Raw genomic sequence first — 20,822 nt, 5'->3', positions numbered from 1 at the left:
GGGAATCATGCTTAGACGGATTAAGTGAGATTAATCGTTTAAGATACTGATTCCCAATGTTTTAAACAAATATTCCCGACACTATTTTATTGATTTTCAAATATTTAACTAGCCAATTAGTAAAGTAATTTCAACCCTTAATTCGCATTTCAAAAACATAGTTCTCTTTTACAAGCGAAGCAATTTTAGTAACCGATTCATTGATTGTTTGATTATTAAAAGCTTGCGAATACGACCGACATGCGGCTGTTATTAAACTGATTGTTATGATTAAATTTTTAAAGTGATTCATACATTATTCTTTTTATAGTGTGATGTTAGCGGTTGGTTGTTTTATTACATCCATTTTGATTAACTGGTGTAGTAAAATTAGTTTAAATATGTCATTTTGTATATTTTATAAGCTCCCCTTTTCTCCTTTGGTAGATGTATTTGAGAAATAGTAAAATACAAATTTCCCTTACTGTCAAACGCAAAAGAATCCGGCCACTTTATCCCTGAATCCCTAATGACAACTTCATAAGTACCTTTTTTGTCTATCTTACCTATTGCATTTTTTTCTAAGCTACTCAAGTAAAGATTGCCCTGTTTATCAAAAATTATTCCGTCATTAGCCCCAGTTTGTGCAAATTTTTCTACTCGCTCACCAAGGATAGAATCGGTGTTTTTTTTGTTTAATAATGCTTTTGTTGGAATGCGATATACATTTTTGCCCATTAATGCACAATAATACAAATACTGTTTCTTTTCATCCAATTCAATGCCATCAGACTGAACTGGGTGATTCCTCTCATATCCTTCGATTACAATTTTTTCAACTTCCGACAATGTAGATGGGTGTTGTGATAATACTCTCCTTATTTCTTTTGTTTTCAGATTCAGAATGACAATACCGCCAACGTTCGAATCAGAAAAATAAGCAACTTTACGTTTGTTATCAATCCGGAAATCATTCAAATAAGCTTTCCCAGTAATTATTTCGTTTGGGAATACATATTCATTTTGCAAACTATTATCCGTAAGATTAAAACCATATAGATGTGCTTCTTTTGTTGAATCTGTTGCCAATTCATATCCAGTATCTAAAACCCATAGTGTATTTAAATCGTCAATGTAAATACTTTGAACACAAATGAATTTATTCTTGTATATAGTCTTTGGATCCCAATTATTCCAAGTTGCATTTGGAAAAGGAATCAATTTTCCGTTTACAATTTCAGCTACTGATACTGGTGTTTCAGCAGACCATCTTGGAAAGTTTACAAAAAACCTGTCAGTTTTCGAGATGGCTATACCTGTCCATTGATTTTCAGTTTCTGCAAATACCGAAAGTGTCACTGTATTATTTTTCTGTGCAAATAGTTGCAGGGTGGATATAAAAAGAACGAAAAGAATTGTATTTTTTTTCATCTATATATTTTAAGGAATTAAAAGAATTTTACCTGTACTTTTTCTACTTTCCATGAAATCGTGTGCCTTTTTCCCATCTGATAATTTGAATAAAGTTGGGGGCGAAACTTTAATCTTACGTTCAATTATCAAATCAAAAAATTGCCTCGACCTAAAAAGCCGCTGATCTCTTGACGAAAGATAATTCCACAAGTCATCGCCTGTTATTGTTATTGAATTTCCTATAATTAGATGCGGATCACCTAATTCGAGTTTTCCATCAGCCATACCAAAGAATACAACTTGTCCGAAGGTTTTTGTCACGGCAATACTATCAGCCATTGTACTTCCTACACTATCATAAACAACATCAAAGCCATAAGGACAGATCCCAATTACCTTTTTTTTCCAATCGTCACTGTATAAAAAAACAGCATCTGCCCCCAATGAAAGTGCAGTATCCCTTTTAGTTTCAGAAGATGTTAAACCAATTACTTTTGCTCCTGCAATTTTGCATACTTGTATAAGCAATTGTCCAACACCACCTGCTACAGCATGGATGAGTACATTTTCACCCGGTATTATTTTATGACTGTCATTAACTAAATAATGAGCTGTAAGTCCTTGTAGCATTATTGATGCTGCTGTTTCAAAATTTATTTCTTCTGGCAATGGGATTGCATTTTCAAAAGGTACTGCTACTAGTTCTGCATTTGCAAAAGGAACATCGGCAAATGCTACTCTATCGCCAATTTTAAACAGAGGGTTGTTATTGTTGTCCTTGATTATGCCAGCTCCTTCAAAACCATTAATATAAGGCAAGCCGCCTCTAATGGCATAATCGCCTTTACGTCGCATAGTATCAGCAAAATTGAGCCCAATAGCTTTCATTTCAACCAATAGTTCAGCCTCTTTTAATGTAGGATTACTTACTTCTTTATACTCAAGTACATCAGTAGAGCCATGTATTGAGAACGTTAATGCTTTCATTCTATTTTTTTTCTGCAAAGTTCATCTTATAAAAGTTGAATTTGAGTGATCCACATCACTTTTTAAATAGAACCCTTTATTTTTTTAAACGGCTCAACGTTTCTCGTGAAACGCCTAAATAGGCAGCTAATAGTTTTTTGGAAACTCTTTGAAATAATTCAGGATAATCATTGCGGAGTATGTTAAAACGCTCTGTCGCATCTTTTGTCATATACGTAAGCAGCCGTTTTTGTTGTTTTACATAGCTTTCGTTGATTTTTTTACGAAAAAAGTCTCCCATCTTTGGTATGTCGGAACAGAGCTTTTCTCTATCTTCGAAAGAAATAGAAAATAACTCGGTGTGTTCGAGACAAATAATGTCAAAAATGGCTCTTCCCCGATAATAGAATGCCTGCTGGTCAGTAATCCAACAACCTTCATTTGCAAATTGTATTACATAGGTATTTCCAGTATCATCAGTATAGTTAGAGATAAGTAAACCCTTTAACACCCAGTATGTATTATCAACTTTATCCCCCATTCTTATCAATGCATCCCCTTTTTTCAAATTGACTTTTGTAAAATAAGTAATAATATCTTCAAAGTCATTTCCTGTAATAGAGGTGTAGTCTGCTATATGCTTGAAGAAGATGGGAAATCCAGTATTAACGTTTATCATTTTCGATAGCATTTATTTTATTGACGTTACCTATGCATTTCGTTTAGTTTTTACAATGACCGCTAACGTTTGACAATATGGTCAGTAAGGGATTGCGGGCGATTTCCTGTCAAATTACACGAAAAGTTGAAGCGGGCTACAGCTCTTGAATAACCTACTGTCTAGGCAATTTTTTATACCGCATGTTAGCGGTTCGTTGTTTTTTCTTTCGTATTCTATTTTTCAATTGTTCGTAACGCTTTTTTAATTATGTATGCCGTCTCTTTTGTCTTACTTTCTTTCTCCCATTTATTGCAAATGTCTATAACAAATTCAGGTTGTGTTTTACTTGCATCATTCAACCAATTTCCAACGCTGCCCTGCACATATTTGGATTTGTCAGATTTCAATGGTTCTAAAATTGGCAAACCCAATTCAGGATTTTGTTTCAGTTCTTCGATATGTTCGCACCAAACACCTCGTGGTCTCGTTGCTTCGCTTGAAAATCGTCTAATATTCTCATCTTTATGGCTTGTCCATTTTGATAGTATTTCAAGACTTTCGGTCAAGTTTTTTGCAATAATGGGTCTAACCGCTAACCAACAAATTTCTCTTACACCAAAATGGTTATCTGCAGAAAAAGGTTGGATTTGTTGAAGTATTTGTTTTATGTTCAATTTTTGATTTCTACCTATTGTGTAAGTTGCCCAACAACGAACCAAATCAGATTTGTGTGTTGCAATAATTGTCAATATTTCTGTGTCACTATTTAAGGTGGATTGATTGAAAAGTCCTGTCCCAATTGCCTCATTTATAGTATTGACAGTTTGCTTTTTCAAATTGTCAATGTCTGTTAATATTGGTTTTAAATATTTTATTCGGCCTGAGTTTTTTAACAGATTTTCAAGCAGAAGTCTTTGATTAACAGCTAACCATTCTACTAAATTTGCGGTTTCAATTTGTCCGTTATTTAGTTCCTCCAAAATATCTTTTGGAATATCTTTTGTCGATTTCGAGCCTTTTCGTTTTAATTCAGTCATTTGAAGTTTATTATCAATTATTCTTCAGTACTCGCGTCGTTTTTTTACAATGACCGCTAACGGTTTGCCGCTAAGCCCAGACAGGGAGTTTGAAACCGTTTCCCTGTCCCCCGTTAACGGTTACGCTAAGGTAGGAAAAACTTTCTCATCTGCAAATCAAGCCCTGATTGGGTTTAGTGGCTGTTGTACCCCGTTAGTTTTTGTCAATAATTTTCTGTAAATCTTTTTCAAGGACTTTGTCCACAATTGGAATCAATTTATCCTTCTTGTAATCATATTTCATTACAAATGTCGGCTCAATATCGGAATCAAACTTATTATTCTTATTCCTGTCATATCCAAAGGTGATAAGAATATCCTTCTGATTCTCGATATATTTAATTTCATTAACAGTTGAATTTTCAATACTTACTTTTTTAAGCTCTCTTGTTTTAAGTGAATAAACAAAGAGCGATTTAAAATCAAGCAGAGTAATATTCTTGTCTTTATCGGTATCGCTTTCTGCTCCAGTAAATACAATTATTATTTCATCGTCAAAATATTCAAAGGACAAATCAGTGCCAATAAATCTTGAATCACTAATCTTGAAAGATGTACTATTTTTATAATCATAAACAATCAGATTATTAAAGGCTCCATAAAATCTTTTACCTGAAAATTTTCGCCCAGAACTCATTTTGTAGTCCATGTCATATAGTTCGATTACTTCCTTATCCATTTCTTCGGGTTTTTCAAGAGTCTTTACATTGACAGGTAATAAATATATGAGGTTCAATGTATCTACAAGTCTAGGCGTATCATACGAGATAATTTGTTGTCTAAGACTATCCTTTTTTAACTCTTCAACTTTATCGTCTGCGAGTAATGTATTTGTTGTTGGTCTTTTATTTGGAATCAATCCCGAGATTATAAATATTATCAAGGATATAAGACCGATTCCAGCAGCTGTTACAATCATTGTACTAAAAACTGCAAGCATTTTCTGATTATAATTCTTTATTTTTTCTATGTTCATAATTTATGTATTTGGTGTCTATTCTAATGGGGTACAACGTTTCCGTGGTTGGTTGCATTTGGGAGTTTGAAATTGTCGATTATGAATTTTCAACAAACGATTAGGCGTTCGCAATTCACGATTGATGACCTACAAAGACATATTGATTCATCGCAATTGGGTTTTGTTCTTATGCAATGGTCTTTTTTTCAATCTGACTAAATAGTGGGGTTATTTAAGCCCATTATCAACAAAACACTTACTATATTTCATATCACTAACCGCAATATGCTTCTGTAACCAATCTCTAAGAAAATTTATTACTTCATAAGTAAGAGCTGTTTTATTTTTCTTTAATTTCTCTTGAAAATGTGATACTGTCTTTTTAAACTCATTATGTTCAAAAATGTGCTCTTCAGTATCCTGATATTTAAACTGATGAAAGTATTTTTCTTCAGTTTTAAAATGATATACAGCATAATCGACCAATGATGATACTATTTTCTCAATCTTGTCTTCGTGCGCTTTATTCATAAAAGCTGAATATAATTCATTTAACATGTTCACAAGGTTTTTGTGCTGATCATCAATTTCTTTAACTTTTACGCTAAACGAATTATCCCATTTCAAAAATTCCGTAATCATATTATTGTTTATTAATCAGATAGATAACTTTTAATTTGTATTACATTTCCCATTTTAACGCCATTATTGTAATATCGTCAAGTTGCGCAATATCATTTTGCCATTGCTGCAAAGTATCTGTTATAATTTCTTCTTGTTTTGGTAATGGCATTTTGTGAATATCTAAGAGCATTTTTCTAAACCGTTTTGGAGTAAACTTTGCGTTGTTATTTCCACTGAATTGATCTTGAAATCCATCGGAGAATATGTAAATAAGGTCATCATTCTCTAAATTAATCACATTATTTTCAAATGTTCTTTCCACTGGATAGAAGCCAATAGGGCTCCTTGTTGCTTTATATTCAATAAGTTCATTATTACGAATAATATATAATGGATTGTTTGCACCTGCATATTGCAGAACATTTGTTTTTGTATTGATGGAACATAATGCTATATCCAATCCGTTTCTATTATTAGAACCGAAAGATTTAAAAATTTCTTTAATCCGCTGTCGCAGCATATTCAGCATTTCACCTGGATTGTAAGTTTCTCTTCGTTTAACAATATCTTGTAAATAGGTAATTCCAAGCACTGTAAGAAAACTACCAGGAACACCATGTCCTGTACAATCGCCAACTGCAAAAATTAAATTATCATCAAGTTTATTTATATAGTAAAAATCTCCACTTACTTTTTCTTTAGGTTTAAAAAAGATAAAATATTCAGAAATCCAAGAATTTATTAACTCTTTACTCGTTAGTAGTGCATCCTGTATTGTTTTTGCATATTCAATGCTGCTGAGAATATTCTTATGCGCTTTTTCAATAATTATTTTCTTTTCAGATAGCTCCTCGTTTAAAGCAAGTAATTTTTTATTGTACTCCTCAATTTCTAAATTCTTTTGGTCAATTTCGAGGCTTTGAGCAAATAATTTTTGGTTAAGAACATTCTGTTTTTGGGCTTTGATTTGCAGCTCTTCCTCAAATCTTTTGTTGCCAACAATATTTGCAATCGCATTTGTTGCGGCTTTAAAAAACTCTATTTCGAAGTCATTCTGTACTAAGTCCTGATTGGCATTCAGAATGAAAATTCCATACATTTCATCTTGCCAAATTAGGGGAACACAATAATGACCAGATTCCTTCAGGTTGACTTTTCCAATCTGGAAATGTTGGCGTTCATTATTGCAAAAAGTTATTTCTTTAAGAGAAAAAGCCGTTTTACATAAGCAGTGACCAGAATCATCAATTTTGCATTTAGCACATGTTTCAGAATTAGTATTTTGCCTAACGGGTTTAAATTCATTATTTTCTTTAATAAAAGAGAAGGAAGTATTTGTTTGAAACAACGACCAGGGTAGTGATAATAGCTCATCAAATGATTTTTGCAGTACCTCATTACTGTCGATATTCTTAACATCCATTTGAAATATTCTTGATAGAGAAGCGGCAAATGGAGTATATGCGTTAATCATGTTTACTTAATTTAGGGATTCAAATTTTTTATAGTAATCAAACTGCCTATAATGTATTAATAGTCTGGTAGTGATTAGATATTAATTACTTATAATTCAACAATACTCTTTTCCTGAAATTCACTGCTATATTTTCTATCCGAATCTTTAATATGCTCTAAAAGCCAATCTCTCAGGAAATGCATTATATCATAAGTAAGCGTTTCGCTACCTCTATTATACTCTTGGTAAAAATCAGTCACCTTTAATACAAACTCTTCATGCTGTTTAATGTGCTCTTGGGCATCAGAATAGGCGTATTTTTCAAAATATTTTTCTTCATTTTTGAAATGATAGTCAGTATATTTAATCATCTCATCTAAAATATCTCTGATTACATTCTCAACCGCTCCTTGCGAAAATGCGTTATACAGCACATTTATCATTTCCACGAGTTTCTTATGCTGATTGTCAATTTCAGAATACCCGATAGAATAAGTATCTGTCCAATTTATCAAAATTTTACTCATATTTCCTTTTTTAGTTCATTGTTTAAAATGGGGACAAATTTATTAACAATTGTATTATTTAATTGTTTATTTAGGTTAAAAAATTATTAATAAACAGGTTGCTTAATCGGAACTGGTTGAAAACATTCCGACAAAGCGAGCGGGGGAAAGAAAAGCTGTGTATGGCAGCGACGGGAGGCATACAGGGAAAGGGCTCACATACTCTGCTTTTGTGCGTGGGCTTCTTCTTTCTTTTTCGTTTCGTTGTATGGAAAGTGCTTCCGCCGTTGTACAGATTACCTTGCTGGTAACGGCCGAGGCTATATGCAGTAAGGAATTGCGGGCTACTTTCCTGTCCACCGACACCAAAGTTTGAGCGGGTCAAAACGCTTGAATTACCACTGAAATCCTTATTGCATATAGCCTTTGTTAGCGGTTCGTTGTTCTATTTTGTCGGTCAAGCAATTTCATTTTTTTTAGTTACAAGAAACGAAAATGTCTACTTCCGCATTGCTCCAATCTTTACTTCGTTCATCGTAAATTTCAAAGTCAAATTGATAAGTTCTGGCTATATTGGAACTCCAAATTTTTTTCCAAGAATTAGTGATACAATCAGGCATTTTCCCTTTAGCAATTACTTTTGAATAATTTCCTGCGGGTATTACTAAACTGTCCATACCATGAGGTATTTCAGAATTATTTTTTACTTTACAGCCAATAAAATATGAAAACGGTTTGGTATAGTCGCCATCATAGTTGTAATAGACTGCGTAAATTTCACTACTTACTTTGTTTTGTATTCTTTCTGCAAAATTTTCTGTCTCAAACTTTTGCCATAAGTTACCACAGTCAATGCCTGACTGTCCGTTTTCGTTAGTTGTTTTGTTGCCGAGTTTAAGACCAATCAATTTGAATTTCGGTATATTTATCATGTTCATATTTGTTTTTTTAGAGAAGTTTGTCTATTTCTGATTTACTTTTGAATATTATTTTCCCTTTTTGCATTCCGATGTTTACCATTTCGTCTGCGCCTGATGAAATCCCTCCAATTCTTAAAACAGCGTCGCAATGGTCAATAAGTTTCACTGCAATTGGATGAAAAATATCATTAAATATTTTGTCGCCAATTTCTTTAGAACCAGCCGTTTCTATTATGGGTAACGCAAACCATTCACCCAAAACCGGCAAATGTCCCATTTTATAAAGTTCCAATGCCATTTCGTTCATCGCCCTGACATTTGCTTCAATTAGTTCTGGAATGTCTTTTGTTCCAGACCGGTAAGGTCCGGCAACTAAAATTAATAATGATTTTTTGTTTCCCATTTAGATTAGGTTTTGAAGTTTTATATATTGAAGTAACATGATTGTTTTCCCATCTTTAATTTCTCCTGTTTCTATCATTTTCATTGCTTTTTCTATTTCCATTTCTAGAACTTCGATATTTTCCTCTTCGTGTTCAACTCCGCCACCTTCGCCAATTTTCATTGATTTTGAATATTCCGTAATAAAAAAATGAACTATTTCTGTTACAGAACTTGGCGACATATATGCTTCAAATATTTTGTGGACATCGGTAACTTTATAACCTGTTTCTTCTTCGGTTTCTCTTTTTATGCAATCTTCGACATTGTCTTTGTACAATAACCCTGCGCAAGCCTCGATTTACATTCCATTTTCATTTCCGTTTACATAGGTTGGAAGCCGAAATTGTCTCGTAAGAATTACGATTTTCAATAATTTATTATAAAGCAAAATAGTTGCTCCGTTGCCCCTGTCGTAGGCCTCGCGGCTTTGAGTTTGTTTGGATCCGTCTTTTTTTTGAATACTCATAAGTTATCTTTCTAAGTATATACTAATTGTCCGAGAGAATTTCTGTATTTAAAATTTTGATGTTGCCAATCATTATGGAGTTGTATTAAATTACTGCTGGTAGCTATTTGTTTTTTTCATTCGTCTTATTCAATTTCTTTGATGCAATTCCTATTATAATTCCCAAAACAATACTTGCAAGAATCAAAGGTACTAAATGTTCAGGTTTGTCTTTTGAAACCGATTCAGCAATATACCAAGGTAAACTTAAAAACATAGTGAATAGAATTCCACTAATAATTTTCGGCAAACCAACATCTACCAAATAAACAACGAAGCCACAGGTGAACCAAAATAGGATGGCTTGGGATAAAAGCCATAAATTAATTGTAGGTTCAACAGAAAAAATCAATATTCCTTCCAAAATTGCTGGTATAATTCCAACAATTGATGCATTTTTTAGATTTACGTTCATGTTGTTTATTTATCGTAAAATTTTTGCTGTTTTGCAAGTTTATTAAGTGTTTTGACAATGCGTTCAACTTTTGTGTCGTCAGTTTTAGCTGAATATATCCAATCAATAAATGCCTTTTGCTCACCATCGGAATAACTTAAAAATACTTTATGAGAGGTTGGGTCGTCCATTAAACAAATCAATAATTCTTGAGGTATTTCTGTAGGCGCATTGTCCGCATATAAAACAACATTTATCCAATCACCTTCTTTTTTACCAATATTTTTTCTTACATCTGCTTTAACCGGCAAAAAAAGTGACCCGTTTCCCATGGGCATTAAATGATAATTTTTAAATTCATAATTGTCAATGCTGCCTTTCACTTTAACCCAACCAAAAGGAGAATGTTTGTCTTGCAAAACTTCCGGAATTGCAGCATAAGTCCAACCGCCTTTTCCTGGAAATTTCTCAAGCAGATATTCTTTATTTACCAATGTTTTTTCCATTTATCTGTATTATGTATTGCCAACTAATACTCGTTAATAATTACAAAATGTGAAACACCTGCATTGGGATCATTTTGGTCGGCTTCTTTCATTAAATGGAAATAGGCAAAACACACTGGACTATTCATAGCATTTTGGCTAGCTCTATCTGCATTTTCCTGACTGGTCCAATAAACTATATCTATGTATTCGCCAGTAAGTTTTTTTACAAGTTCCCTTTTTATAAAACCAGTTTGTTTGACTAAAAATTCTTTTTGTAATGTTTCAGATGCATCAAGAAGGCTTACTTCTGTTACCCCATTTTTCAGAATGAAAGGTGCTAACTCAACAACCTGCCCTTTTGAAGATTGAACTTTCACTTGTTTTTGTCCTTCCGGACTGCAACCTATAAGACTTCCAAGAAATAAAACTGCTGTAATTACTTTTGTATTCATATTTTTTTTGAGCAAAGGTAATATGGTGATATGACAACCTTATGTCAGTAGGATTCTACTTTTTTTCAAATTGTTGATTAATATATTTTTCAAATGAGAAATTTGTTCCCTCGAAGCTGAGGGCGGTCTCCACGATCCGTGAGAATCACAGAAGGATGGGTACGCGTAAGCTCTACGGTAGGCTTCAACCCTTTATGCTGGAGCACCAGATTAGGCTGGGCAGGGATGCCCTGTTCGATTTGCTGTCAGCCAATCATATGCTGGTAAGAAAGAGGAAGAGGCGGGTACAAACCACCCAATCGCATCATTGGCTCAGAAAATACACCAACCTGATCCATGGATTTACCCCAACAGCGCCGAACCAGCTCTGGGTAAGCGACATCACCTACTGGAGAATCAACGGAGGCCATGTATACATCAGCTTTATAACCGATGCGTTCTCCCGTAAAGTGGTGGGCTACCATGTGGCTCAAACGCTAGAAACCGTGGAGACGATACAGGCTTTGCGGATGGTCCTCTCAGGCCTTTGAGAAGCCAGAGGGTCATCCGAGGCTAATTCACCCCTCGGACAGAGGTGTGCAGTACTGCTCGCATGACTACGTAAAACTATTGCAGGATTACCGCATTCAAATAAGCATGACTGAGAATGGGGACCCATTGGAGAATGCAATCGCCGAGAGATTGAATGGTATACTAAAAAATGAGTACCTTAGTGATAGCCCTGTAGAATCAATAGGTGATGCAAAGGTTGTTCTATCCCGTGCAGTGTATCTTTACAACGAGGATAGGCATCATATGAGTATCGGAAATCATTACCCAAGCTAGGTTCATCAACAAAGTTTAAAAACAAATAGATTATGGAATAATTATTACAAAAAGAATCCTATCATTGTAAACCAATCTCAGGATTAATTTTTAATGGTAAATCTAACCTCGGATTTAAGTATTAATCTGTAAACTTTTTTTAGGACGAGTCAAACGCTTGTTGGGCAATATATACTATCACTGCTGTTCGATAAAAATAAATGCAATCTCATAAAATATATTAACAACAAGGTTTTGAAAAATATTACGCCCTTACAGGGCTTATATCTCTATTAGTTATCTCTTTCTCTACAAATATTTTCGCGATGCTACCGCTTGAAAAGCTGCAGAGGAGCGTAATATTAATAAACATTCTATTACTGATTACATTCAAAATTTCATCGAACAACAATGATTAATTATAATTCCACTAATTCGTTCTCATTATTAAATCCGTAACGCTTATTGGTTGTTAATGGCTCCCATTCATTTGCAATGGCATAATCAGAGTTTTCTGGATTAAAGTATTCCTGTTGAAGTAGATTATCGAATTTAGTATTATCTCCAATTCCTTCCTCTTTCTTGTTGTAATGGTCTCTTAAGTATAGAGTAGTCTGTTTCTGCTCTTTTCCGTCTATGGTTATTTTTGCTGTTCTTTTTATTAGCTCCATGCCTTCAACTGAGAATTTTTTATCCACCCATTGACTTGTTGCTCTCTCTCTCTTTAATGAAAATGCCAGATTATCATTTGCTTCATTTTTCCCACGTAAACCATACGTTTTAATATTATTATGAGGGTGATGTGTTGCACAAATGGTTAAGTCTTTTCTGGGAGCGTGTTTTATACCGCCCCTTGCAGCACCGCCCAACATCATTATATCTTCTTTAATAATTAAACAGCCTGGGGCGCTCCATAATACTAAGCTTTCGCGGGTATAAAAAATATTTCTCCCAGCAAATTCTAAACCCGATGGGTAAGCTCCTAGCAATGCATCTTTGAATCCTTCGGCTATTTTATCAGAAGTTGAATCACGCACATTATCTTCAGCATCATTTATTCCTGGAGTAAATCCAATTTCAGCAAGACCAAGGGTAATTATATCCAAAAATACTCGTGTAAGATCAAAAAACCAATTAGTATCAATATCTACATCTAGGTCACTTCCATCTGCATTTAATTTTGATTCCAACCCATTTGCGCTAAGAGTAAGATACAAAGGACCACTTACTGTAATTTCTGCGGAGCTTGGTTCGAGAAGACCAGCATCATGATCATCGATATCAATTTTTGCTTTCAAATATAATTGATCATCCCCCAAGCTGATTTTAACAGACTTAACTGTTTCAGTACGTTTTTCGTCACGGTTATAGGATGAACTTGGGTAGTTGTCATCGCTAAATTTTGTAACTCGTTGATCAAATAGCTTTTTCCCAATGGTAATCATCAAATCGTCCCCATTATCAAGGAGTCCCAATAAGTTTTCTGCTTTAGGATTTTCGCCTCCAAAACCAATACTAAACGTTGTTGGCTCATCATTATCTAAATTCGGCCATATCCGAATAGCTGTAACTTTCAATCCTTCAATCTCTGGGATAGGAAGTTTTAATTTGCCAATTAAATCAACAATAACTGGGTAAAAGGCCGATAATATTTTTGGTGCTAATAAAGTTGTATGAATATTAGAATCTAATACGTTTGGTTCTGTTGATACAATATTTAACTGAAAATTATAACGGATAAAACCTATACCATCGGATGGCGAAAAGTATGGGCGCAGTAATAACTCTATGGTGGTGTTAATTATATTTACATCGAGTAGCTGAAGCATGAGGTCAGTTGAATTGATTTTAACTTCCATGCTAACTTTTAAAAGAATGTCCTGCTCCTGACGATCCTGAGGATAAACCGGATCTTGTAAAGGAACCTTATTATCATTTTCATCATCTACCTCTATATCTTGAGGAATTGGAATGGGGTTACCGTTAACTAAATCTGCAATAATAGTAGGAGGTGAGAATGTTACATCTTCAGTGTCTTGAGAAAAACCTTTTGGTATCATTCCCTGTAGCATTGCATGTTTAATCAAATCGGTAATTGCTCCTAATGAAAAATGCACAGTTGCATCAAAGCCAGCATTTCTAATAATTTCAAAATTGTTTCTTGCCATAGCATGTAATTTTTATTTTTTTTTAAATAATGTCCAATTTATTTGTATATATATCAAAAACATACCTGTAAATATTTTATAAATTTATATACAAACCTTTTAGTACAATTTATTCAAAGTTACTATATTTTATATATTTTCATAAGGATTTTAAATTTTCTGTAAACCACAGGGGTTAATATGCGTGTAAATATATTCAGTTTGTTTATTGTTGCAGATAATAAGCTCTTGTATCAGTGTAATTTCCAAGCGAGGTTTAAGCTGATGGTTACTGGGTACTAGTAACTAGCATCTAGCAATTAGTATCCAGCATCTAGCAACCTAAGTTAGGGTTAAACCAGCCTGAATTCAATAATCTAGCTGGTTTTTCGTTTATAGCTAGGTTAGAACAAATCAAAGCTATTGATGCTTGTTAGGTAAATAAAATTAGCTAGCAGTTAAGGGTGAATTTTAAAACAATTCATAGCCATAAAGGCTCAAAGCTGTACTGAGTAGAATCTGTTCATAAACTTGTTATTGCGAACGAAGTGAAACAACCGAGTTTGCAAGTTCAGCGAAACTAATCTTTATGTTGAAAATAAGTAGATTGCTTCGCAAAAAACGCTCGCAATGACGCAATCGGGTGACTATATGGATAGGCTCTAAATATTATATTATCGGCTAGCATGGGTTTATTATCGTGCTTATTAAACTCAATAAATCAAACCAATAAACTACAAAAACTTTATTTCTCTTGCTTTAGTTTTATTTCCTATTGCTTTATTTATTGCCCTTAATGCTAGCATGGATTTGCAAATCCGCACTAGCAGTAGGCTGTTTATAAATCTGGTAAGACCGGAATAGACTACCTCATGGCGGTGGGGCAGAATGGAATTTCTAAGACTTTTTACGAACCGCAAAAGACTAAAAGCATAATTGAAAATACGCTGAAAGCAGTTCATACATGTTATGCCTACCTCCAATATTTCTGTTACTGAACAAAAATACCATTGATCTGCCCATAGATTAATCTGCCGGAATGTCGTTCAACTGGGGTTTCATGCGTGGCATGTCGGTTCGCTATAAGTTCTGATTTATTGTGTACAGTGTTCCTAATTTCTTCAACAAGTAAAGCTAGTTTCTCAATAGAAACATGGTTCATTATTACAATTTTAAACCATTTTGGGTTCAAATGATCATCGGGAATTAATCCATACTTAACAGCTATTTCACGATTGATATATTCTGCTCTAATAGTTATTATATTTGACATTGGGTTTCGATAGTATTTTATTCCCAATTCTTTTAGAGATTTACACATCCAGTCAGTTCTTTTTTGTAAAATGAATATTTTTTCGTGCCAACCATGAGGTCCATTTTTAGATAAAATCATCCAAACAGCAATGGCATTTGCCCCTGATCTACTCCCTATTAGTGTATAATCTGTCCCCTCAACATAGCTGGCTTGAGTATTTGCATATTTAATATAACCTTTTCTAATTAAGAAAATTCCAGTGCCATAAGGAGATTGAGCCATTTTATGGGCATCAAGTGTAAAGGAAGTAATTGCAGGATTTTGGAAAGTTAGCTGGCTGTTTTCATTGATAAATGGATAATAAAATCCTCCAAAAGCTCCGTCAACATGAAGTTTAAATTCACAAGACAGTTTTTCTAAAGAATTTGTAAGTTTTTCAATATCATCTACAGATCCGAACATTGTTGTCATCAAATTACAAACAATAATGAAATATTTTTTACCATCGTTTTTTGCCCTCTCCAAGGTTTTTTCAACGCTCTTATTACTAAAATCTCTTGTATCATTGTTTACAGGAATTTTATAAATATCCAACAATAAGAGGTTTGCAGCCTTGTCTATAGAATAATGACTGTCCTCGCTACAAACAATAGCTATTTCATTATGATGAGCTGAAAATTCATTCTGATAATAATTTCTGTAAATCCAAATGGCTTGAATATTCGCCTCGGTTCCGCCAGATGCTACGTAGCCATCTTGTTCATCATAATTACCTTTCAAAATATCGCATGCACATATCCCTATCAATTCTTTTTCAATGGCATGTGTACCCTTAAAGAAAGGTTCGGATTTGCCCAAAGTATGACAACCAATGTGGTTAGGGTTTTGTGAAAGTGCAGACATATAAGGAGCCTCTTTTAAAAAAGAAACGTCATGATTGAATACCTTTTCATCTAAGCGTGAAGCGGGTAAACCAAGTATATTTTTCTTGTCGTAATCCACATTCTTATTAAGTGCATCGAATACGATTTCCTTTATTTCTTCTTGTGTTTTTTTAGTCCAAATTTTCGTCATCTGTTTTGTTTTTTTTTGTACATAAAGGTTTGTAATTGTTCATATGTAAAATGTAATACCTAGCAAAATATTGGAATTGTTTTCCTTCGGATTAGGAATAGCTAGCACCAACTCAATTGGTTTTGAATAACCATTAATATCAAATTTTGGTGAAGTTCTTAAAAGCTGATTATTTGCTCTGAATCCAGCTCATCTAAAGGTAATATCAAAACCTGCTAGTGGAATGAATATAAGTTGCGAAGAACTAGGGGAAAATCCTCCTGTAGTGGCTAAATGAGGATAAGATGTTTTACTTTTCGATCCTGTTTGTGCTAAAGCATTAATTGCTGCAATAATTAGGAACAATAAACTAGCTAACTTGGTTGATGCTTTCATTCTATTGGTTTTATGTTAGACAAAACATACATTTATCGATTTTGGCTTATATTAGTAATCATCCTTTTCTAAGGTGGTTTCTAGATTCTACCTATTCGAATTTGGAATGCAAAAAATTGCTAATAATATTTAAACGAAAATCTCAAACTTCTTAAAATTGTGGGCCAAAAAATTCACATAAACTCACTCTAACATTCACCCGTTTTAATCTTTTGTATCTCAACAACCAACCATCTATAAACAAAATGAAACCATAATCTCTCAACCATTTTGGCTTGTATCCTATTAAAGAACAATTATTTATACAAAGTTACGTTTATTGTCTAATTTGTTAGCTAAACGTATCACTATTTTGTTTAACTATTATTTTTAATTGATTAATAATATCATTTTAAATGCGAAAGTGTCTTTTTATGTGACCAAAGAAAATTTGTAACTATTCACCACTGAGATACGGAGATCACAGAGTTTTATTTCAATAGTTGTTTCACTAGTTACAGGAAAATAGCCATTAAACAACTTGGCAAATTGTTTAATGGCATAGAATACAAATATCTTTTTGAATAATCATCTCTGTGCCTCTCTATGTTCTCTATGTCTCCGTGGTTTTTATTTCGTCCAATGCTGAATAGTTACGAAAATTTCAATTTCTGATATTATTCGGCTTCACAAAAAGTGTTTAAACCTTTAAAATTTGCGGAACGTGAACAAACCATGAATACTACTTGTTAATTGAAAAAAATTGATGCAATGATAAAAGGTAGGGTAACAATAATTTTCATGCTAATTATTACGCTATTAACCCTAAAGGTCAATGGCCAAGGAAAAACAAAAAAAGAATATATGGAACCTACATCAAAATGCGAAACAATAACCCTAGGTGCTGGCTGTTTCTGGTGCATAGAGGCAATATATAGCCGGGTGAATGGTGTAATTAGCGTAGCTTCGGGCTATTCGGGTGGACATACAGAGAATCCTACCTATAATGAGGTTTGCACTGGCGAAACGGGTCATGCCGAGGTTATACAGGTGGTTTACGATCCTTCAGTTATCCCCCTTGCAAAAATCCTTGAGATTTACTTTAAAACCCACGATCCAACCATGCTTAACCGCCAAGGGGCGGATATTGGTACGCAGTACCGTTCGGTTATTTTCTATAGTAACGATGAGCAGAAAAGGGTTGCCCAAGAGGTTAAGGACTTGCTTAACAAATCGGGTATCTGGAGTGATCCTATTGTTACCCTAATTGAGCCTTTGAGGAATTTTTATAAGGCTGAAGGCTACCATCAGGATTATTTCGAGAACAATGCCAAGCAACCATACTGTCAGATGGTTATAAACCCCAAGGTTGAAAAGTTTGAGAAGCTGTTTAAGGAGTATTTGAAGAAATGAGGCAATGGGACAATGAGACAATATGCCAATTGAGCAATTAAACAATGTGGAGTTAAACATTGGCATATTGGCATATTAAAACATTGGCACATTGATTAATTGACACATCGATTTATTGCCTAATTTTCAAATTATTTTACCACATTTGCTTATCCAAAAGTATGATGGTAAAATGAATACTCTTGATAGGATATTTGAAACAGCCGTAATTCACCCCCTTCAAATAAATTACGATCAGGTATCGCAAAATGCGATAGTTGTATTTGATGTAAGTGAGTCCGCGATAATAGTGAGTATTTGCAATGACCTTTCAGAGTCTACAAGACCTGAAAGAGTCTAATTCGGTTATAAAACCCCTAGAGCATTGTAAATTGAATGAAAAATGATTAATGAAAAATGAAAATATAAAACTAACTTGTAAAATCTGTTATAGTCCCTTACTTTAAGGGGTTGGGGTTTATTTAATATAGCATCAACTATAAAAACCAATTGAATATGACCACCCAATACGCAATTGAAACTAAAAATCTATCCAAAAGCTTTGGATCGTTAGTGGCTGTTGATAATCTGAATTTAACTATTAATAGGGGCGAGATTTTCGGGTTCCTTGGCCCGAATGGTGCTGGGAAAAGTACATCAATAAATATGATATGCGGGCTTCTCTCCCCCACCTCGGGCGAGGTTTTGGTTAACGGGAATAGGATAGATAATAACCATAGCACAAGCCGAACGGTGGGTCTTTGCCCACAGGATAATATCTTTTGGCCTATGATGACCTGTTTGGAGCAGCTAACCTTTATGGGTGCAATGTACAATATTGCAAGTGCCAATTCCAAAAGGAACTCCCTAAAGCTACTCTTCGATATGGGCTTGTATGATAAAAGGAATAAGCTTGCAAAAACCCTTTCGGGCGGTATGAAGAGGCGATTAAATATATGCCTTGCGCTGGTTCACGATCCCGAAATTGTGATATTCGATGAGCCCGAGGCAGGGCTTGATCCACAAAGCAGGGTTATGGTTCGCGATTATATCCACATGCTTACGGCAAAGAAAACGATTATCCTAACCACCCATAACATGGATGAGGCGGAGCGGTTGGCACAACGCGTTGCGATTATCGATAATGGTAAGCTACTACTTACGGATACGCCTGAGAATCTGAAGAAGCATAATGGCGAGGGAAATATCCTTGAGCTCACCCTGCCGGATGATAAGGAATCGCCCCTAAAAGCAATATCGATATTAAAAGATATGAATGGAAATTTAACTGCTGAATCGAATAGGTTACTTATAAAATCGAGGCAATGCCTTGAGCTGCTTCCTGAGATAATGAATAGGTTATCGGCAAATAATATCAACATTAAACAGGTTCAGATTAGGGAGAATACCCTAGAGGATGTTTTTATCCGGTTAACAGGAAAGAAGCTAAGGGATTAAACCCTAGAGTTCGGAACTCTTATCAAATTTGTTTAAAAATGATATTCAAACACACATACCAATGAAATTCTACAATATCTTCCTAAAAAATATTCGTGAGCAATTCAGGAGTTTCTGGATTCTGCTTATGACATTAATAACAGCACCATTCTTTGTTTTTATCTACCCAATGATTATCCAAAGTAGCGGGTATAGCTACAGGGTACAAGTTCTTAATATCGATAAGGGTACAATTGATAGTAAATCGGGCGTAACTACTTTTTACAGTAAATCGATTATCGATTCAATGAAGCATCAAAGTGGGCAAATGCTCGTTTTTTCTGATGTTACAAGCAGAGATTCCGCAACATCTACCTTGAAACAGAAAAAATCGGACTTACTGCTAATTTTCCCCGAGCAGTTCTCATCCACTTTGGCTCAGAAGGGTTCAAATGCGGAGATGAAGATACCCATAGAGTTTTCCGGTGATGTAACAAATTGGAGATACCTAATGGCTGGCGTATTCATCCAGGACTATTTGTACAAGAACTATTTCGAAAAGCAAGGTTTAAAGGAGCCATTCGAGTTTAAGGAGATTCCACTTGGGAAATCATCGGAGCTGAACGATTTTGATATGGCAGTTCCTGGCCTCATCATATTCGCAATTGTTATGCTGATGTACACTGCCACCATTGCATTTGTTGTAGATATTGAATCGGGGACAATTAAAAGGCTTAAGATGGCTAAGGTTTCAACCTTTACCTACATTGGTGGGTTAAGCTCGGTGCAGATATTAATTGGAGCGATATCAGTAGTAATAACCTATTTTACGGCTATCAGCCTTGGGTTTAATGGGCAGGGAGATTTTTGGGCTTTACTGCTGATTATGCTACTAACCTGCATATCGATTATAGCATTCAGCATAATTCTAGCAGCCTTTTGTAAGAATATAACGCAGGTGGTGGTTATTGGAACTTTCCCGTTGTTCCTCTTTATGTTCTTTTCTGGTTCGATGTTCCCAGTGCAAGCAACACCCCTTTTCTCCATAGGAACGTTCGACTTTGGATTAAATGGACTCATCTCCTCAACCCATGCAGTTAATGCAATAAACAAGGTTATGGTGATGAATTTGGGTATAAGGGATATCCTTCCCGAAATCATCACACTTACATTGCTCAGTATTTTCTACTTTTTAGTTGGTGGGTATTTATACCAAAGGAGGCATTTAAGGGCGGTGAAATAATTAATCAATTTGAAAATGAGGGAATTTGGCAATGAGAGAATTTGAGAATTTGAAAATGAGGAAATTTGGCAATGAGAGAATTTGAGAATTTGAAAATGAGGAAATTTGGCAATTTGATAATGATTGCACTCGATTTTATGCAATTTTCAAATTAAATAATTGAGGTGTTTATTTAAATACTATTATTAGATTTGCATTCTAACCATAGAACGCATGAAGTTTACAGGGGAAAACATAATAGAATTTTCAGGCAGGTTTAAAGACGACTTTTCGT

General features: G+C 34.5%; 22 protein-coding genes and 1 pseudogene. 5 read left to right on the top strand and 18 right to left on the bottom strand.

Going from position 1 to position 20,822, the window contains the following annotated elements:
• Positions 1–130: 130 nt before the first annotated feature.
• From HOO91_21260 to HOO91_21190, 15 genes and pseudogenes are all read right to left on the bottom strand, one after another.
• Positions 131–292, bottom strand: coding sequence for a hypothetical protein (locus HOO91_21260; GenBank protein ID NOU20093.1), 162 nt, complete (start codon positions 290–292; stop codon positions 131–133).
• A gap of 77 nt (positions 293–369) precedes the next feature.
• Positions 370–1,410: a hypothetical protein gene (locus HOO91_21255; GenBank protein ID NOU20092.1), complete on the bottom strand. Its 1,041-nt coding sequence runs from the start codon at positions 1,408–1,410 to the stop codon at positions 370–372.
• Positions 1,411–1,419: 9 nt separating this feature from the next.
• Positions 1,420–2,379 carry a quinone oxidoreductase gene (locus HOO91_21250; GenBank protein ID NOU20091.1) on the bottom strand — a complete coding sequence of 320 codons (960 nt, stop codon included), beginning with the start codon at positions 2,377–2,379 and terminating at the stop codon, positions 1,420–1,422.
• A 76-nt stretch (positions 2,380–2,455) separates the two neighbouring features.
• On the bottom strand, positions 2,456–3,037 hold the full coding sequence (locus HOO91_21245) for a Crp/Fnr family transcriptional regulator (protein ID NOU20090.1): 582 nt from the start codon (positions 3,035–3,037) through the stop codon (positions 2,456–2,458).
• A gap of 215 nt (positions 3,038–3,252) precedes the next feature.
• The gene (locus tag HOO91_21240; GenBank protein NOU20089.1) at positions 3,253–4,056 is read right to left on the bottom strand and encodes a DNA alkylation repair protein; all 804 of its coding nucleotides are present in this window, start codon (positions 4,054–4,056) and stop codon (positions 3,253–3,255) included.
• Positions 4,057–4,249: 193 nt separating this feature from the next.
• Positions 4,250–5,071, bottom strand: coding sequence for a hypothetical protein (locus HOO91_21235; GenBank protein ID NOU20088.1), 822 nt, complete (start codon positions 5,069–5,071; stop codon positions 4,250–4,252).
• Between the two features lie 210 nt (positions 5,072–5,281).
• Complete coding sequence (locus HOO91_21230) at positions 5,282–5,695, bottom strand: hemerythrin family protein (protein NOU20087.1); 414 nt, start codon at positions 5,693–5,695, stop codon at positions 5,282–5,284.
• 40 nt (positions 5,696–5,735) lie between these two features.
• Complete coding sequence (locus HOO91_21225) at positions 5,736–7,151, bottom strand: SpoIIE family protein phosphatase (protein ID NOU20086.1); 1,416 nt, start codon at positions 7,149–7,151, stop codon at positions 5,736–5,738.
• Between the two features lie 89 nt (positions 7,152–7,240).
• Positions 7,241–7,660 carry a hemerythrin family protein gene (locus tag HOO91_21220; protein ID NOU20085.1) on the bottom strand — a complete coding sequence of 140 codons (420 nt, stop codon included), beginning with the start codon at positions 7,658–7,660 and terminating at the stop codon, positions 7,241–7,243.
• Between the two features lie 455 nt (positions 7,661–8,115).
• Positions 8,116–8,577 (bottom strand): AraC family transcriptional regulator, encoded by a 462-nt coding sequence (locus HOO91_21215; protein NOU20084.1) that lies wholly within the window; start codon positions 8,575–8,577, stop codon positions 8,116–8,118.
• A gap of 10 nt (positions 8,578–8,587) precedes the next feature.
• On the bottom strand, positions 8,588–8,962 hold the full coding sequence (locus HOO91_21210; GenBank protein ID NOU20083.1) for a DUF4406 domain-containing protein: 375 nt from the start codon (positions 8,960–8,962) through the stop codon (positions 8,588–8,590).
• Positions 8,963–9,542, bottom strand: a pseudogene (nudK, locus tag HOO91_21205) (GDP-mannose pyrophosphatase NudK).
• Between the two features lie 30 nt (positions 9,543–9,572).
• Entirely contained in the window at positions 9,573–9,923 is a 351-nt protein-coding gene (locus tag HOO91_21200; protein ID NOU20082.1) for a hypothetical protein, read from the bottom strand.
• A gap of 5 nt (positions 9,924–9,928) precedes the next feature.
• Positions 9,929–10,408, bottom strand: coding sequence for a DUF1905 domain-containing protein (locus tag HOO91_21195; protein ID NOU20081.1), 480 nt, complete (start codon positions 10,406–10,408; stop codon positions 9,929–9,931).
• A gap of 23 nt (positions 10,409–10,431) precedes the next feature.
• Complete coding sequence (locus tag HOO91_21190; protein ID NOU20080.1) at positions 10,432–10,767, bottom strand: hypothetical protein; 336 nt, start codon at positions 10,765–10,767, stop codon at positions 10,432–10,434.
• A 230-nt stretch (positions 10,768–10,997) separates the two neighbouring features.
• On the opposite strand from HOO91_21190, the gene HOO91_21185 reads away from it, so the two are divergent.
• Positions 10,998–11,372 carry a DDE-type integrase/transposase/recombinase gene (locus HOO91_21185; GenBank protein NOU20079.1) on the top strand — a complete coding sequence of 125 codons (375 nt, stop codon included), beginning with the start codon at positions 10,998–11,000 and terminating at the stop codon, positions 11,370–11,372.
• A 106-nt stretch (positions 11,373–11,478) separates the two neighbouring features.
• Positions 11,479–11,667 carry a transposase gene (locus HOO91_21180; protein NOU20078.1) on the top strand — a complete coding sequence of 63 codons (189 nt, stop codon included), beginning with the start codon at positions 11,479–11,481 and terminating at the stop codon, positions 11,665–11,667.
• Positions 11,668–12,065: 398 nt separating this feature from the next.
• On the opposite strand, the gene HOO91_21175 is transcribed toward HOO91_21180, so the two are convergent.
• The 3 genes from HOO91_21175 to HOO91_21165 form a co-directional block, all read right to left on the bottom strand.
• Entirely contained in the window at positions 12,066–13,814 is a 1,749-nt protein-coding gene (locus HOO91_21175) for a hypothetical protein (protein NOU20077.1), read from the bottom strand.
• A 970-nt stretch (positions 13,815–14,784) separates the two neighbouring features.
• Positions 14,785–16,122 carry an aspartate aminotransferase family protein gene (locus tag HOO91_21170; protein NOU20076.1) on the bottom strand — a complete coding sequence of 446 codons (1,338 nt, stop codon included), beginning with the start codon at positions 16,120–16,122 and terminating at the stop codon, positions 14,785–14,787.
• A gap of 189 nt (positions 16,123–16,311) precedes the next feature.
• Entirely contained in the window at positions 16,312–16,497 is a 186-nt protein-coding gene (locus tag HOO91_21165) for a hypothetical protein (GenBank protein NOU20075.1), read from the bottom strand.
• Between the two features lie 750 nt (positions 16,498–17,247).
• Here HOO91_21165 and msrA point away from each other — a divergent pair.
• The 3 genes from msrA to HOO91_21150 all read left to right on the top strand — a co-directional run bounded on the left by msrA (position 17,248) and on the right by HOO91_21150 (position 20,548).
• A complete protein-coding gene (gene msrA, locus HOO91_21160; protein NOU20074.1) occupies positions 17,248–17,889 on the top strand; it encodes a peptide-methionine (S)-S-oxide reductase MsrA in 642 nt (213 codons plus the stop codon).
• A gap of 495 nt (positions 17,890–18,384) precedes the next feature.
• The gene (locus HOO91_21155) at positions 18,385–19,326 is read left to right on the top strand and encodes an ABC transporter ATP-binding protein (GenBank protein NOU20073.1); all 942 of its coding nucleotides are present in this window, start codon (positions 18,385–18,387) and stop codon (positions 19,324–19,326) included.
• 61 nt (positions 19,327–19,387) lie between these two features.
• The gene (locus HOO91_21150) at positions 19,388–20,548 is read left to right on the top strand and encodes an ABC transporter permease (protein NOU20072.1); all 1,161 of its coding nucleotides are present in this window, start codon (positions 19,388–19,390) and stop codon (positions 20,546–20,548) included.
• Positions 20,549–20,822 lie beyond the last annotated feature (274 nt).

This window comes from Bacteroidales bacterium (genome assembly GCA_013141385.1).
Lineage (GTDB): Bacteria > Bacteroidota > Bacteroidia > Bacteroidales > Tenuifilaceae > UBA8529.
The sequence above is the reverse complement of the archived record's forward strand: the minus strand, read 5'-3'. Positions and strand labels throughout refer to the sequence as shown.